Source organism: Actinosynnema sp. NPDC023587, assembly GCF_040640215.1.
GTDB lineage: Bacteria > Actinomycetota > Actinomycetes > Mycobacteriales > Pseudonocardiaceae > Actinosynnema.
Window position 1 is genome coordinate 467165 of record NZ_JBFABG010000003.1, and the last position, 14098, is coordinate 481262.

At 71.1% G+C, this 14098-nt stretch carries 14 protein-coding genes and 2 tRNA genes; 12 read left to right on the plus strand and 4 right to left on the minus strand.

What is annotated here, in order from left to right; translation table 11 throughout:
- Nucleotides 1–36 precede the first annotated feature (36 nt).
- Entirely contained in the window at nt 37–528 is a 492-nt protein-coding gene (locus tag AB0G01_RS10990; RefSeq protein WP_360942592.1) for a PH domain-containing protein, read from the plus strand.
- Complete coding sequence (locus AB0G01_RS10995) at nt 525–2048, plus strand: PH domain-containing protein (RefSeq protein ID WP_360942594.1); 1524 nt, start codon at nt 525–527, stop codon at nt 2046–2048. Before AB0G01_RS10990 ends, AB0G01_RS10995 begins: the two co-directional genes overlap by 4 nt.
- Before the next feature lie 43 nt (nt 2049–2091).
- Here the strand turns inward: AB0G01_RS10995 and AB0G01_RS11000 are convergent, their stop codons facing one another.
- Nucleotides 2092–3060: a helix-turn-helix domain-containing protein gene (locus AB0G01_RS11000; RefSeq protein ID WP_360942597.1), complete on the minus strand. Its 969-nt coding sequence runs from the start codon at nt 3058–3060 to the stop codon at nt 2092–2094.
- Nucleotides 3061–3131: 71 nt separating this feature from the next.
- Here AB0G01_RS11000 and AB0G01_RS11005 point away from each other — a divergent pair, with 71 nt between their 5' ends.
- The 4 genes from AB0G01_RS11005 to AB0G01_RS11020 all read left to right on the plus strand — a co-directional run bounded on the left by AB0G01_RS11005 (nt 3132) and on the right by AB0G01_RS11020 (nt 7144).
- Nucleotides 3132–4412, plus strand: coding sequence for an MFS transporter (locus tag AB0G01_RS11005; RefSeq protein WP_360942600.1), 1281 nt, complete (start codon nt 3132–3134; stop codon nt 4410–4412).
- Nucleotides 4413–4700: 288 nt separating this feature from the next.
- A complete protein-coding gene (gene orn, locus AB0G01_RS11010) occupies nt 4701–5312 on the plus strand; it encodes an oligoribonuclease (RefSeq protein ID WP_360942603.1) in 612 nt (203 codons plus the stop codon).
- Between the two features lie 62 nt (nt 5313–5374).
- A tRNA-His gene (locus AB0G01_RS11015) sits at nt 5375–5450 on the plus strand.
- Nucleotides 5451–5515: 65 nt separating this feature from the next.
- Nucleotides 5516–7144: an ABC-F family ATP-binding cassette domain-containing protein gene (locus tag AB0G01_RS11020; RefSeq protein ID WP_360942606.1), complete on the plus strand. Its 1629-nt coding sequence runs from the start codon at nt 5516–5518 to the stop codon at nt 7142–7144.
- Between the two features lie 99 nt (nt 7145–7243).
- Here AB0G01_RS11020 and AB0G01_RS11025 read toward each other — a convergent pair whose 3' ends face one another.
- The gene (locus tag AB0G01_RS11025; RefSeq protein ID WP_360942609.1) at nt 7244–8452 is read right to left on the minus strand and encodes an Ig-like domain-containing protein; all 1209 of its coding nucleotides are present in this window, start codon (nt 8450–8452) and stop codon (nt 7244–7246) included.
- A gap of 226 nt (nt 8453–8678) precedes the next feature.
- On the opposite strand from AB0G01_RS11025, the gene AB0G01_RS11030 reads away from it, so the two are divergent.
- Nucleotides 8679–8754: transfer RNA gene (locus tag AB0G01_RS11030), tRNA-Lys, on the plus strand.
- A 45-nt stretch (nt 8755–8799) separates the two neighbouring features.
- On the opposite strand, the gene AB0G01_RS11035 is transcribed toward AB0G01_RS11030, so the two are convergent.
- Both AB0G01_RS11035 and AB0G01_RS11040 read right to left on the minus strand, forming a co-directional pair.
- On the minus strand, nt 8800–10401 hold the full coding sequence (locus AB0G01_RS11035) for a tyrosine-type recombinase/integrase (RefSeq protein ID WP_360942612.1): 1602 nt from the start codon (nt 10399–10401) through the stop codon (nt 8800–8802).
- Nucleotides 10398–11099 carry a helix-turn-helix transcriptional regulator gene (locus tag AB0G01_RS11040; RefSeq protein WP_360942615.1) on the minus strand — a complete coding sequence of 234 codons (702 nt, stop codon included), beginning with the start codon at nt 11097–11099 and terminating at the stop codon, nt 10398–10400. The genes AB0G01_RS11035 and AB0G01_RS11040 overlap by 4 nt, the downstream gene beginning before the upstream one ends.
- Nucleotides 11100–11234: 135 nt before the next feature.
- On the opposite strand from AB0G01_RS11040, the gene AB0G01_RS11045 reads away from it, so the two are divergent.
- The 5 genes from AB0G01_RS11045 to AB0G01_RS11065 all read left to right on the plus strand — a co-directional run bounded on the left by AB0G01_RS11045 (nt 11235) and on the right by AB0G01_RS11065 (nt 13609).
- Nucleotides 11235–11459, plus strand: a complete 225-nt coding sequence (locus AB0G01_RS11045) for a DNA-binding protein (RefSeq protein WP_360942618.1) — start codon at nt 11235–11237, stop codon at nt 11457–11459.
- A gap of 344 nt (nt 11460–11803) precedes the next feature.
- On the plus strand, nt 11804–12052 hold the full coding sequence (locus tag AB0G01_RS11050) for a hypothetical protein (protein ID WP_360942621.1): 249 nt from the start codon (nt 11804–11806) through the stop codon (nt 12050–12052).
- Nucleotides 12049–12825 carry a hypothetical protein gene (locus AB0G01_RS11055; protein ID WP_360942624.1) on the plus strand — a complete coding sequence of 259 codons (777 nt, stop codon included), beginning with the start codon at nt 12049–12051 and terminating at the stop codon, nt 12823–12825. Before AB0G01_RS11050 ends, AB0G01_RS11055 begins: the two co-directional genes overlap by 4 nt.
- Nucleotides 12822–13142, plus strand: a complete 321-nt coding sequence (locus tag AB0G01_RS11060; RefSeq protein WP_360942627.1) for a hypothetical protein — start codon at nt 12822–12824, stop codon at nt 13140–13142. The genes AB0G01_RS11055 and AB0G01_RS11060 overlap by 4 nt, the downstream gene beginning before the upstream one ends.
- Nucleotides 13139–13609 carry a helix-turn-helix transcriptional regulator gene (locus tag AB0G01_RS11065; protein ID WP_360942630.1) on the plus strand — a complete coding sequence of 157 codons (471 nt, stop codon included), beginning with the start codon at nt 13139–13141 and terminating at the stop codon, nt 13607–13609. Before AB0G01_RS11060 ends, AB0G01_RS11065 begins: the two co-directional genes overlap by 4 nt.
- Nucleotides 13610–14098: the final 489 nt, after the last annotated feature.

Below are 14098 nucleotides of genomic sequence, written 5' to 3' on the forward strand. Positions count from 1 at the left end.
TCCGCGCGGGTCCGGCCTTGGGGCATTGTGGACCCGGTGAGCACCGATCAGTTGCGCCTGCGTGCGCCGCGGCACCGCGTGAGCCGCAAGTCGATCACCCTGTGGACGTTGAACGCCCTGATCGGGTGGGCGGTGCTGCTGGTGCCGCAGCTCGTGGCGCTGGTGTTCGCCCGCTCGCCGTGGCAGGTCGTGGCGGTGGTGGCGACGCTGGCGGTCGGCGCGGCGCACACCCTGGTCATGCCGCGCTGGCGGTACCGGGTGCACCGCTGGGAGGCCACGCCGGAGGCGGTGTACACGCTGGCGGGCTGGCTGAACCAGGAGTGGCGCATCGCGCCGGTGTCCCGAATCCAGACCGTCGACACCAAGCGCGGCCCGTTGCAGCAGCTCCTGGGCCTGTCGACGGTGACCGTGACGACGGCGTCCGCAGCCGGCCCGGTGCTGATCGAGGGCCTGGACCACGCCGACGCGGTGCGGCTGGCCGACGAGCTGACCAGCACCACGCAGGCCACGCCGGGGGACGCGACGTGACACCGGACCTGCCTCCCGAGCCGCCCGCCGCCCCCGAGTTCCCCGCCGCCCCCGAGTTCGTCGAACCGGTCCCCGACTGGCACCGGCTGGACGTGCGGATGCTGGTCGTCCGGCCGTTGAACGAGATCATCGGGCTGGTGCCGGTGTTCGTCGGCCTGCTCGTGCTGGGCAAGGGCGAGACCTGGCGCGTCTTGGCCGGCGTCGGCGTGATCGTCGCGATCGTGCTGTTCGGGCTGCTGCGCTGGATCACCACCCGGTACCGGATCACCGCCGACCAGGTGGAGATCAACACCGGTCTGCTGGTGCGCAAGCGCCTGGCCGTGCCCCGGGACCGGATCCGGACCGTGGACCTGACCGCGAAGCTCGGCCACCGGCTGTTCGGGCTGTCCGCGATCCGGGTGGGCACCGGTCAGCGCGACCAGCCGGGCGAGGACGGGCTGACGCTCGACGCGGTGTCGTCGGCCGAGGCGGAACGACTGCGCGTCCTGCTGCTCACGCAGGTGGTGCCCGAGTCCGCCGGTGCCGACGAGCCCGCCGAGGAGCGCACCGGGGTCGAGCTGTCGGTCTGGGACGCGCGGTGGCTGCGGTTCGCGCCGCTGACGCTGTCCGGACTGGTCGCCGTCGGCGCGCTGTTCGGCCTGACGGCGAACTTCGCGCGCGAACTGGAGGTGGAGGTCCTCGGGCCGCTCACCGACGCCGCGCACTGGGTGGTGGACCAGCCGGTCGGGTTGACCGCGGGGCTGGTGGCGGGCGTGGTGCTGGTGATCGCCGGGTTCGGGTCCGTCATCGTGTACGTGGTGCAGTTCTGGGGCTACCGGCTGACCCGCGAGCCCGACGACACCGTCCGGGTGCGTCGCGGCTTGCTGACCACCCGGTCGGTTTCCGTTGCCGAGCAACGGCTTCGCGGCGTGGAGATCGCCGAACCGCTGTTGCTCAGGGCCGGTCGCGGCGCGCACGCCAAGACCGTGACGACCGGGCTGGGCCGCAAGGGCGAGAGCAACCTGCTGCTGCCGCCCGCGCCGGTCGCCGAGGCGCACCGGGTGACGGCGGAGGTGCTGCGCCAGACGCCGCCGCCGACGGCGACCCCGCTGCGCCGGCACCCGGCCGCCGCGTTCCGCCGCCGGATGGTGCGCGCCGTGGTGCCGCTGCTGGTGCTCGCGGCCGGTTTGGCGTTCTTCGCGCCGGCTTGGACGTGGCAGGTGGCCTTGGCGCTGGTGCCGTTCTCGGCGCTGCTGGGCTGGGACCGGTACCGCTCGCTGGGCCACGCGCTGACCGACCGGTACCTGGTCGCCCGGCGGGGTTCGGCGGTGCGGGAGACGTTCGCGCTCCAGCGCACCGGCATCATCGGCTGGCAGGTGTCGCGGTCGTTCTTCCAGCGCCGGGCCGGACTGGTGACGATCGCCGCGACCACCGCGGCGGGTGACGGGGCCTACCAGGTGGTGGACGTGGGCGAGGCCGAGGGGCTGGCGCTGGCCGAGGAGGCGGTGCCGGACCTGCTGCGGCCGTTCCTGGAGCGGTGAGCCGGGCGCGGGTTCCGGTCACCCGCGCCCGGGTCGGGTCGGGTCACCCCACCTTGTGGAACGTCGTCCGGTACGCGCTGGGCGACACCCCGACCAGCGCGCTCATCTGCTGCCGCAGCGCCGCGCCGGTGCCGAAACCGGCGTGGCGGGCCACCTGGTCGATCCCGAGCCGCGTGGTCTCCAGCAGGTGCCGCGCGCGTTCGACCCGCTGCTGGGTGATCCACTTTCCCGGGCTGATCCCGGTCTCCTCCCGGAACCGCCGGGTGAACGTCCGCACGCTCATCCGCACGTGCCCGGCCAGCGCGCGCAGCTCCAGCGGTTCGTCCAGGTGCGCCAACGCGTACGCGCGGGCGGGCGCGGTGGACGCGTCCACGACGTCGGGCACCGGGCGCACGATGAACTGCGACTGACCGCCCGGCCGCCACGGCGGCACCACGCACCGCCGGGCCGCGCTGTTGGCGATCTCCGCGCCGAGGTCGTTGCGCACCAGGTGCAGGCACAGGTCGACGCCCGCCCCGACACCGGCCGACGTGAGCACGTCGCCGTCGTCCACGAACAGCACGTCGGGATCGAGGTCGACGGCGGGGAACAGCCGGCGGAAGTTGTCGGCGTGCATCCAGTGCGTGGTCGCCTTGCGGCCGTCCAGCAGTCCCGCCGCCGCGAGCACGAACGCCCCCGTGCAGATCGAGACCACCCGCGCACCCCGTGCCGAGGCGGCGCGCAGGGCGTCCCGGACGCTGTCCTCGATCGTGCCGTCCTCCAGCACGCGCGCGCCGTGGTGCACACCGGCGACGAGCACGGTATCGGCCTCGGCGAGCAGCTCCAGGCCGTGGTCGGGAGTGATGGTGAACTGCGCCGAACTGCGCACCGGGCGCGCTCCGGGCGTGCACACCCGCACCCGGTAGAAGCGCGCGTCGTCGTCCGCGCGGGCGGCGTTGAAGATCTGCGGCGGGGTGCCCAGGTCGAAGCCGACGACGTGGTCCAGCGCCAGTACCGCCACCTGGTGCGTCATGGCCGGATTCTTGCACATGATGACCGTCAGGCCACTGGTCCGACCTCGGGGGCGTCGAGCACGCTCCTGTCGTGATTCGAAGCAGATGGGCATGGGTGGTCGCGGGCGTCAGCTTCGTCGCGCTGATCGGGGCCGCCGGGTTCCGGGCGACGCCCGGGGCGCTGATCGAACCCCTCCAGGCGGAATTCGGCTGGTCCACCGGCACGATCGGGCTGGCCGTCTCGGTGAACCTCCTGCTGTTCGGCCTGACCGCGCCGTTCGCCGCCGCGCTGATGGAGCGGTTCGGCGTGCGCAAGGTGGTCGCGTGCGCGCTGACCCTGGTCGCGATCGGCAGCGGGCTGACCGTGTTCATGACCACGAGCTGGCAGTTGGTGCTGTTCTGGGGCGTGCTGGTCGGCCTGGGCACCGGCTCGATGGCGCTGGCGTTCGTCGCGACCATCACCGGCCGGTGGTTCGTCGCGCAGCGCGGCCTGGTCACCGGCGTGCTCACGGCCGGCGGCGCGACCGGCCAACTGGTGTTCCTGCCCGTCGTGGCGTCCCTGGCGGAATCGTCGGGGTGGCGCTCGGCGTCGGTCGTGGTGTCCGTCGCGGCGCTCGCCGTCGTGCCGCTGGTGCTCTTCTTCCTCCGCGAGTACCCCGCCGACCTCGGCGTGCCGCCGTACGGCGGGACCGAGGTCGTGCCGCGCCCGGTGCCGGTCGCCGGTGTCGCCAAGCGCGCGATCACCGCGCTCACGTCGGCCGCGCGCACCGGCCCGTTCTGGTTCCTGGCAGGCGGTTTCGCGATCTGCGGTGCCACCACCAACGGCCTGGTCGGCACGCACTTCATCCCCGCCGCGCACGACCACGGGATGCCCACGACCACGGCGGCGGGCCTGCTCGCGCTGGTCGGTCTGTTCGACATCGCGGGCACGATCCTGTCCGGCTGGCTGACCGACCGGGTGGACCCGCGCATCCTGCTGGCGACGTACTACGCGCTGCGCGGCGCGTCGCTTCTCGTGCTGCCGCAACTGTTCCAGGACTCGGTGCACCCGAGCATGCTGGTGTTCATCATCTTCTACGGCCTGGACTGGGTCGCGACCGTGCCGCCGACCGTCGCCCTGTGCCGCGAGGTGTTCGGCCTGTCGGCCCCGATCGTGTTCGGCTGGGTGTTCGCGTCCCACCAGATCGGCGCGGCCCTCGCCGCCACGGCCGCCGGCCTCACCCGCGACCACTTCGGCGATTACGCGCCCGCCTGGTACGCGGCGGGGGTGTTGAGCATCGGCGCGGCGTTCCTGTCCACGAAGGTCCGCCGCCCAGCGGCCCTGCCGGAAGTCCCTGCGGGTGATCCCGCGCCTCAGCGCGCTCGCGGCTGACCGGAAGACCGACTTCACCGCCGCGTCCCGAGCACCTCCGCCCGCCGGATCGCGTTCGGACCGATGGTGTCCACAAGGGACTGCGGGGCGCGCGACCGGTGTCGGCGCGCCCCGCCCGTCCACTCGGCTCGCCGAAGGACGTGTCGCCGCCCCTGGCCTCCGGGTTCACCGGCGACCAGGCCGCGATACCGGTCTGAGCCGTCCTCGCGCGGAGCGTGATGAGATTGGTAGGACCCGCCACCCGAAGCGGAGGCGGCGTCGGACGATCCGACGACTAGGCTCGCGCGGGTGATGGATCGCTTGGTGTGGATCGACTGCGAGATGACCGGGCTCGACTTGGGCAAAGACGCTCTGATCGAGATCGCGGCGCTGGTGACCGACGCGGACTTGACCGTGCTCGGCGAGGGGGTCGACGTGGTGATCCACGCCGACGACACGGCGCTCGGCTCGATGCCGGAAGTCGTCATGGCGATGCACGCCAAGTCCGGGCTCACCGACGAGGTGCGGCGGTCCGCCGTGACGCTGGAGGAGGCCGAGGCGCAGGTGCTCGCCTACCTCAAGGAGTGGGTGCCCGACCCGCGCACCGCGCCGCTCGCGGGCAACTCGATCGCGACCGACCGGGGGTTCATCGCCCGGGACATGCCCGCGCTCGACGCCCACCTGCACTACCGGATGGTCGACGTGTCGTCGATCAAGGAGCTGTGCCGGCGCTGGTACCCGAGGATCTACTACGCCCAGCCGGAGAAGGGCCTGGCGCACCGGGCGCTGGCCGACATCCGGGAGTCCATCCGGGAGCTGGCCTACTACCGCCGGACCGCGTTCGTGCCGCAGCCCGGCCCGTCGACCGAGCAGGCGCAGGCCGTGGCGAGCGCCCTGCTGGCCGCCGACCGGGGAGAATAGGGTCGATTTCAGACCTGGCGGTCCGGCACTGTATGCTTCTGCCGCCGGGTCGACCGGTCTTGGTGGGTGTAGCTCAGTCGGCAGAGCACTGGGTTGTGATCCCAGGTGTCGCGGGTTCAAGTCCCGTCACTCACCCCAAGCGAAACGCCCCCTGGCCGTCCGGTCGGGGGGCGTTTTCCGTGAACCACGGGGAGTTTTCCGCCATGAGCGCCACACTCGTCGCGAAGGACCTGGCCGCCGGGCACGGGGACCGCGTGCTGTTCTCCGGCCTGGACCTGGTCGTCGCACCGGGCGACGTCATCGGGCTGGTCGGCGTGAACGGCGCGGGCAAGTCCACCCTCCTGCGCACCCTCGCGGGTCTCGTCCCGGCCGAGAGCGGTGTGATCCGCCTCTCCCCCGTGACCGCGACCGTCGGGCACCTGCCGCAGGAGCCCGAGCGCCGCCCCGGCGAGACCGTGCGGGACTTCCTGGCCCGCCGGACCGGCGTCGCCGCGGCACAGGCCGAGCTCGACCGGGCGACCGAGCTGCTCGCCCGGGGCACCGACGACGGGTACTCCGACGCGTTGGAGCGCTGGCTCGCGCTCGGCGGCGCGGACCTGCCCGAACGGGCCGGGGAGATCACCGCCGACCTCGGGCTCACGGTCGGCCTGGACCAGCCGATGACGTCCCTGTCCGGCGGTCAGGCGGCCCGCGCCGGCATGGCGTCGCTGCTGCTCAGCCGGTACGACGTGTTCCTGCTCGACGAGCCGACCAACGACCTGGACCTGGACGGCCTGGCCCGGCTGGAGGCGTTCGTCACGGGCCTGCGCGCCGGGACCGTGCTGGTGTCCCACGACCGGGAGTTCCTGGCCCGGACGGTGACCCGGGTGGTCGAGCTCGACCTTGCCCAGCAGCAGGTGCGCGCCTACGGCGGCGGCTACGAGTCGTACCTGGAAGAGCGGGAGATCGCCCGCCGGCACGCCCGGGAGGACTACGAGGAGTTCGCCGGCACGAAGTCCTCGCTGGAAGAACGCGCCCGCGCGCAGCGGGCGTGGATGGAGAAGGGCGTCAAGAACGCCCGGCGCAAAGCGAGCGACAACGACAAGGTGGGGCGCAAGTTCCGCACCGAGGCGACCGAGAAGCAGGCGTCCAAGGCGCGCCAGACCGAACGCCTCATCGAACGCCTCGACGTCGTCGAGGAACCCCGCAAGGAGTGGGACCTGCGGATGGAGATCGCCGCCGCGCCCCGGGCCGGCGCGGTGGTCGCGGTCCTGCGCGGCGCGGTCGTGACGCGCGGCGCGTTCACCCTCGGCCCGGTGGACCTCCAGGTCGACTGGGCCGACCGCGTCGCCATCACCGGGGCCAACGGGGCGGGCAAGTCCACCCTCCTGGCCGCCCTGCTGGGGCGGGTCGACCTGGCGGCCGGGTCGTCGTCGCTCGGGCCGGGCGTCGTCGTGGGCGAGATCGACCAGGCCCGCGGCCTGTTCCTCGGCGATCAGGCGCTGGTGGACGCGTTCCAGGACGCAGTGCCGGACATGGTGCCCGCCGACGTGCGGACGCTGCTGGCGAAGTTCGGGCTCAAGGCCGCGCACGTGCTGCGGCAGGCGGCGTCCCTGTCGCCCGGCGAGCGCACCAGGGCGGCGCTGGCCCTGCTCCAGGCCAGGGGCGTCAACCTGCTGGTGCTCGACGAGCCCACGAACCACCTGGACCTGGTGGCGATCGAACAGCTCGAATCGGCGCTGGAGTCCTACCCCGGGACGCTGCTGCTGGTCACCCACGACCGGCGGATGCTCGACCACGTGAAAACGACCCGCCGCCTGGAAGTGGCGGCGGGCCGTGTCACGGACCTGTAGCGGCTGCTCTTACCGGCTCTCCGCCGGCCGCCGGTTCCCCGGTGGCCGGCGGCTCTTCGGTGCCTGGCGGCTCTCCGCCGGCCGGCGGCTCTTCGGTGGCTAGCGGTTCCCCCGCACCCACTGGTCCCACGGGATCTGCCAGTCGCCGAAGCCGTCCCACGACTCCAGCGGCGGGCCGCCGGAGTTCGTGACCACCACGACGTCACCGGGCTTGGAGAGGTCGAACACCCACTTCGCGTTCTCCGGCGAGAGGTTCAGGCACCCGTGGCTCACGTTCCGGTTGCCCTGGTCGCCGACCGACCACGGGGCGCTGTGGAAGAAGATGCCGCTGTTGGACATGCGCGTCGCCCAGTCGACCGGGGTGACGTAGCCGCCGGCGTCGAGCGCCAGGCCGTACGTGCGGGAGTCCATGACCATGTGGTCGTGCTTCTCCGTCAGCACGTAGGTGCCGGTGGGGGTCGGGTTGGCCGCGTTGCCCATCGAGGTCGGCATGGTGCGGGCGACCTGACCGTTGATCTTGGTGACGACCTGGTGCGAGCCGCCGTCGGCCTCGTGGACCACGGCGTCGCCGATCGTGGTGTTGATCACGCGGTCTTCCTCGCCGTACACGCCGTTGCCGAGGTTCTTGCCGTAGATCTTGGCGCTGATGGAGATCTTGGTGCCGGCCGCCCAGTAGTTCTGCGGACGCCAGTGCACCTGCTTCTCGTCGAACCAGTAGAACGCGCCGGCCACCGCGGGCTGGGTGGTGATCGAGATCATCGCCTCGGCGGCGGCCTTGTCCGCGATCGGCTCGTCGAAGTAGAACGCGAGCGGCTGCCCGACGCCCACGGTCGTGCCGTCCATCGGGTTGACCGAGAGGTAGGTCAACGTCCGGGGCTTCACGGTGGTGAAGGTGGAGGTCCTGCTGACCGGCTGCCCGTCGGCACCCTGCCCCGTCACCGCGAGCGTGTAGGTCTTGGCGTACCCGAGCACCTCGCTGTTGGTCCACTGCGTGCCGTCGGACGAGACCTGCCCCGCCACCGCCTTGCCCTCGGGGTTGGTCAACGCGACCTGGGTGATCTTCCCGTCCGCCGCGGTGGCGACCACGGGAGCACCCGGAGCCACGTCGACCGCCTGGTCGGCGGGCCCCAGGCTCAACGAAACGGGCTTGGGCGGAGGTGTCGACGAGGACGTCGTCCCCCCGCCGACGATTGAGCCACCGTCCCCCGCGGCAGCACCACCCCCGGAAGAACAGGACGCGATCAACACCGCGACCACACCGACCGCGACAGCCCCCAGCGCTCTCCGCGCCCCCCTGCCGACCGTCATGCCAAGCCTCCGATCACTCCCCAGGACACCGATTCATCTCTTTGGTGTCCCCTGACAAGGTGACGCCCCGAGGGTTGACGACGTTGCCCAGGATGCTGGATCGTTACCCACGCGAAGTTCCCCCTGGGACAGCGTCCCGCACCCGGCCTGACCAGGCGATTGGGAGCCGCGTAGGACGCTGTGCTAATGTTCTCCACGTCGGACGGAGCAAGCCGAAGCCCGACACGCGCCGCTAGCTCAACTGGCAGAGCAGCTGACTCTTAATCAGCGGGTTCGGGGTTCGAGTCCCTGGCGGCGCACCACACCTGATCAGGCGGTTTCCCGGAATTCATAGGGGACCGCCTGTTTCATTTCTGGGTATGGGAGACCAAAGGGAGACCATCTGTCCCGGTGGCCTTTCCACGGGGGACCAAAGCCGCAGTCTTTTCGGCAGCCTCGCGCGCCAGCTCCGGCACCACGCTCGTATAGGTGTCGCGGGTGATCTGACTCGACGAGTGGCCCAACAACTCCTGAACCACCTTGATGTCCACCCCGGCCGAGAGCGCCAGCGTGGCCGCGCCGTGCCGGAGGTCGTGCAGCCGGATCGGCGGTAGGCCGGCCAGCGCCAGCAGCACGGCGAACCCGTCAGTCACCGACGCCGGGTGCAGCTCGGCCCCGTCCTCGCGGGTGAAGATCCGCCCGGAGTCCGTCCACGCCGGCCCCCACCGCATCCGCTCGGCGAGCTGGGTCTTCCGCCACACCCGCAGCTCCTTGACCGACTCGGCGTCGAGGTGGACCGTGCGGGCACCGGAATCACTCTTGGGCGTGCCGGCCTCGACCTCCCACCCGAGTTGCACCAACTGCTCGGCCACCTCGATCGTGCCCGCGTCAAGGTCGGTGTCCGACCACCGGATGCCGCACGCCTCACCGCGGCGCAAGCCCCGGAAGGCCACCAGGTGGTACAGGGCGTACAGCCGGTCACGGGTGGCGTAGTCGAGGAACCGGCCGGTCTGCACTGCCGTCCACACCATCACCCGCGACGGCCGTTCGGTGGCGTCGAGGTGGTCGACCTCGCGCCGCAGGTTCTCTGCGGCGTACCGGTCCCCGCACCGCCGCGCGTCGCCCAGCTCGGCAACGGCCTCGACGCGGCGTGCCCGGTTCGCCCGCCACACCTCGACGCGCTCGGGCGTCCACACGATCGCCTTGGGGCGCTTCCCGCTGGCGATCTCCACCAGCGCGGCCGGGTTGACCGTGATCTCCACCTCGCGCGCGGCGTCGTTCAGCGCCTTGCGCAACGTCGCCCGGATTCGCTGCTGACTCGCCGCGCCGACCGCGCGCCGGCCCTTGACGGCCGCGCGTTCCTCGTCGGTTCCGTCCGCGCGCACCTCGGCCAGCCGCTCGTTCTCCGCAGCGATCGCCGCGAACATGTCCGCCACGTGCGCGACCCGCAGCCGGTCCAGCGGCACCGCGCCGAGGTGCGGCACCAGGTACAGGCGGACGTGGGACTCGTAGGACCGGTACGTGGCCGACTTGATGGTTCGCCGCCCGGCAAGCCACGAGGTCAGCCACTCGGCCACGGTCGGCACCTTGTCGAGCCGCTGGCCGGTCCTCACGCGCCGCCGGACCTCGTCGTAGTCCGGCAGCGGCTTCCGTTGGCGCAGGGTCTCCTCGACCAGGGTCAGGACCGCAGCGCGGTCGGCCGCGCCGTTCGGCCCCTTCTCCGGGATGCTCAGGAGGTTCACGACGGCGTCGCGCGCCTCGGCCGCGTCGTCGCGGCTGTCGTAACCGCCGCGCTTCATCACCTTGCGCGCCTGGCCGTCAGCGGCCGGCACCTCCAACCGGAAGTACCACACGCCGTGCCTGGGGTTCCACGCTCCGTCAGCTCGGCGCAGCTTCGGGCACTTCGCGCCGAGTTCCTTCCCCTCGTCGGTGCGGCACTTGCACCGCTTATAGGTGTTGTCGCCTCTCACCTTCTGACCTCCTCGTCCACGTACTTGAGCACGTCGTTCAACTCGGGCGGGGTTAGGCCGCTGCGCTTCATCTCCCGCCGCGTCTCGCGCAGCCGGTCCTCCAGATTTCGGGCCTCACTCTCCATCGCGTCAGCAGCCGCCAGCGCGGTCTCACGCTGCGCTGAGGTCGAGGCCGTCTCGGCGACCGACCGGTACCACTCGGCGTCACCCTTCGCGTCGTTCCACCGCTTCACCTGGTAGTCGTGCTCGCGGCGCAGGTCGAGCGGCGAGTTGTTCCGCTGCCACGTCTCGAACTCGTCGGTATCGACGTACCACCGCCCGTCCTCAGGGTTCCGGTGACCGAGCGGACCTTCTCCGGTGAACCACTTCGCTGCAAGCCACATCGGCAGTTCGCGGCCCGGCAGCACGCCGATGGTGCGCTCGCCAACCTCGTCCAAAGGGAACAGCAGCAGCAGAGGCGAGACCTCGAACGCCTTCGCGAAGATCAGCAGTTCATCTACTGCCACTTCACGCCGCCGCCTGCCGTCTGCGTCCCGCCGGCCGGTCTCGATGTAGCCGATCACGGTCGGGGACAGCGATGGTCCACCAACGGCTGCGCACAGCTCGGCGAGCTGAGCTCTAGTGAGGCCAGCGGCCTTCCTGCGCTTGTGGATCTGTTCCGCGATCATGTCGCTGGCCGACCAGGCCACAAAGTCCATGGCGTCAAAGTAGCGCGTCGCCTTGCACCTCGCCAGCAGGGCGCATAACCTGTCGCAGTCAGGACCGATCCATCTTCACTGGATTTGTCGAATCGCAGAATGGATCATGAGTCCATCACCTGGAGGTCTGTCTAGATGGCCACCATGACGCGCCGAGAACTGCTCGCGCTGCCCACCGTCGTCAACCTCGTGACCGCCTGCCGCGCCGTCGGCATCGGCGAGACCAAGGGGCGCGAACTCGCGCGAGCAGGGCAGTTCCCCGTCCCGCTGCGAAAGGTCGGCAACCGCTACAGGGCGTCAACCGCCGAACTGCTCGCCTACCTCCGGGTCGAGCCAGTCGACGCGCAGCCCGCAGCCTGACCTGTCCATCCGTCACCCGCGCCCCACCGATCAGCGGACCTGACCACCCGCCCGGTGCCACCTTCCCCGCAGCGAAGGCAGAGCACAGCATGACCGCGACCGTGAACAGCGAAAACGGGCCCCACGACACCACAGGACCCGCTTCGCCAGAGACGCCGGGCACCTACCCGGCGCGACCTGACCACAGCCAGTATGCACCGCAGGGAGCATCCGGTGCACAGCGCTCGACCGTCACCTACCACCGCGACCGGGGCACGGAGCGCATCGCGCCACCGACCCCTGAGCCATGGGTGCTCCCGCGTATGCGCGGCGCTACCCGACCCGGTGACCGCCGGTCCGCCGCTGTGCTGGCTGACCGCAAGCTCAAGGCGGTACAGGAAGAGGCCCGCCGCATCGCTCAGGAGCGGCGCGAGCGCGTCGTGCGGCACGAGGACCTCCGCAAGGCGTTGCAGGATGCCGGCTTCCTGCACCAGCACTGGAACGGCTACGTGCCGCCCTACCTCGACGGCTACGGGCAGATCAACGACGCGCAGGAGCGTGCAGACCTGGTCGCCATCTGCGCCGAGGCGCTACGTCGGGAGCAGGCCGCGTGAGTACGCGGTTCGACTACGAACGGGCCGTGCGGGCGTCGGATCTTCCACCGCTCGCCCGGCTTGTCGCGCTCATCCTGGCCACCCACACCAGCCGCGGCGGCCTGGAGATCACCGAGCAGTTCACGCCGTCGCTCTCGGAACTCGCCATCGAGACCGGGGCCAGCGAGGCAACCGTCAAACGCATGTTGATCGTGCTCGACTCCGGCGGCTGGCTGGTGCGCCACAAGCCCACCGTGGCGGCAGCCCGGACGCTGAAGGCGCGGACCCGGTACACGCTCACCATTCCTGCTGGGCTCACACAGAGCCCAGCAACCCCCGAACTGGGCTCACACAGAGCCCAGCCAGGGGTCACACAGAGCCCAGCGCTGGGCTCACGCAGCACCCCCGCTGGGCTCACGCTGAGCCACAGATCAAAGGGGTCAGAAGTACCAAAGACTCCTCAAGGCGTCACCTCCGTCGCTCAGCTCGCCAGCGAGGTCGGCGCGACCGAACGCGAGATCGAACTCCTCCTCCACAACATCAGCACCACCCGACCGGACATCCGCTCACCCCTGGCCTATCTCCGCAAGTGCCACCAGCAGGGCGACCTTGACGCTCAACTCGCCGCCGTCCGCCAAGCCGACCAGGCCGCCGTCATCGCCGCCGAGCTCGCTCAAGCCCGCACCGGCACCGACTGCATCCACGGCAACCCCGGAGGCCAGCACCGCCGCACCGACACCGGCCGTCTCCTCTGCCCCATGTGCCAGCGCAACCACGAACGGAGCACGGCATGACCACCACCCCGCCCCCCGACGAAACCGAGGCCGCCCGCCTCTTCGACACCCTCACCGAAGAGGAGCGACACACCCAGCTCGCCGCCGCATACGGCGTCCACTGCGACGCCTTCAAAGCGATGTCCCTTGTGGACTTCACCATCGCGAACATCATCGGCGGCGCGATCCAGGAACTCCGCCGCCTCGAACTCCTCCACCGCGACGAACCCGCCATCGAGCAGACCATCACCGGCCTCGCCCGCCTCAACCCCATCTACATCTTCGACGCCATCCACCAGGAGACCACCGCGCTCCTCGACCCACCCACCGAACGATGAACGCGCACCGGACGTCCGAGGGTCGCGCGCGTGACGTGGCGCGGGTACAGCCCCGGTGGGAGCGGAGCGGGCCGTTGCCGGCCGAGGTGCGGGAGAAGTTGGCGGGCGGGTTCGGCGCGCGTGTGCGGGCGCTGAGGGCCGAGCACGGTTGGTCGCAGCGTCGGCTGGCCGAGGTGGTCGGTTGCGACGCGCGCACGGTCGGCCGGCTGGAACGCGGGGAGCACCGGCCGAGCCGACAGCAAATCGCGTGGCTCGCTCGCGCGTTCACTCCGGCGGGGGTGGACCCGTTCCCGCTGGACTTCGAGCTGCTGAACCTGGTGGGCGAGAACCGTCGGCACCGCCGGCGCGGCTCGCGGTCCGGCCTGTACGAGTTGCCGAGCGAGCTCGGCGCGGCGCTGGCTGAGGCGGACCGGCAGCGCCAGCGGCTACAGCGGTTGCTGGTCCAGCGCTCGCGCACGTGGGGGTGAGCGCATGGGCAACTGTTGGGCTCTGACCAACAGTTGCCAGCGCTCGCGCCGTGATGAGCGTCCGGGGTTCCGTCGTGGATCGCGACGGAACCCGCAGCGCCCGCGCTCGTGGTGAGCGTCCGAAGTTTAGACCTTCTGACCTGCGAAGAGTCCCCAGTGCTCACGTGCAACTAAGGTTGCAGCCCCCTTCCGGGGGCAGCGCGGCGTTCGCGTTCGGAACTTCAGCCTGGGTGAAGCTCACGAGGTCGAGCGTGCGGCCGACCCGGCACCCGCAGCGGACGAGCAGACCAATCCCTCACAGTTCGACGCGTCCGGATCGGCGGCGCAACAACTTCCGGCCGTGAACGACCAGACCAATGCGGGCCGCGTCCACCCGTCACTACTAGTGACGGGTCGCCGGCGCTCCCGTGTGCGGGCTGACCGGTACCAGGCACCGGCCAGCCCGGTCTTTTGCATTCAGAACAGGGATCTGGTCCCTGTTCGCCTGGC

Coding starts and splice junctions, on each gene's coding strand:
- AB0G01_RS11000 (WP_360942597.1), bottom strand. CDS start 3,060: ATGACGCACCAGGTGGCGGTACTGGCGCTGGACCACGTCGTCGGCTTC.
- AB0G01_RS11020 (WP_360942606.1), top strand. CDS start 5,516: ATGAGCGCCACACTCGTCGCGAAGGACCTGGCCGCCGGGCACGGGGAC.
- AB0G01_RS11025 (WP_360942609.1), bottom strand. CDS start 8,452: ATGACGGTCGGCAGGGGGGCGCGGAGAGCGCTGGGGGCTGTCGCGGTC.
- AB0G01_RS11040 (WP_360942615.1), bottom strand. CDS start 11,099: ATGGACTTTGTGGCCTGGTCGGCCAGCGACATGATCGCGGAACAGATC.
- AB0G01_RS11045 (WP_360942618.1), top strand. CDS start 11,235: ATGGCCACCATGACGCGCCGAGAACTGCTCGCGCTGCCCACCGTCGTC.
- AB0G01_RS11060 (WP_360942627.1), top strand. CDS start 12,822: ATGACCACCACCCCGCCCCCCGACGAAACCGAGGCCGCCCGCCTCTTC.
- AB0G01_RS11065 (WP_360942630.1), top strand. CDS start 13,139: ATGAACGCGCACCGGACGTCCGAGGGTCGCGCGCGTGACGTGGCGCGG.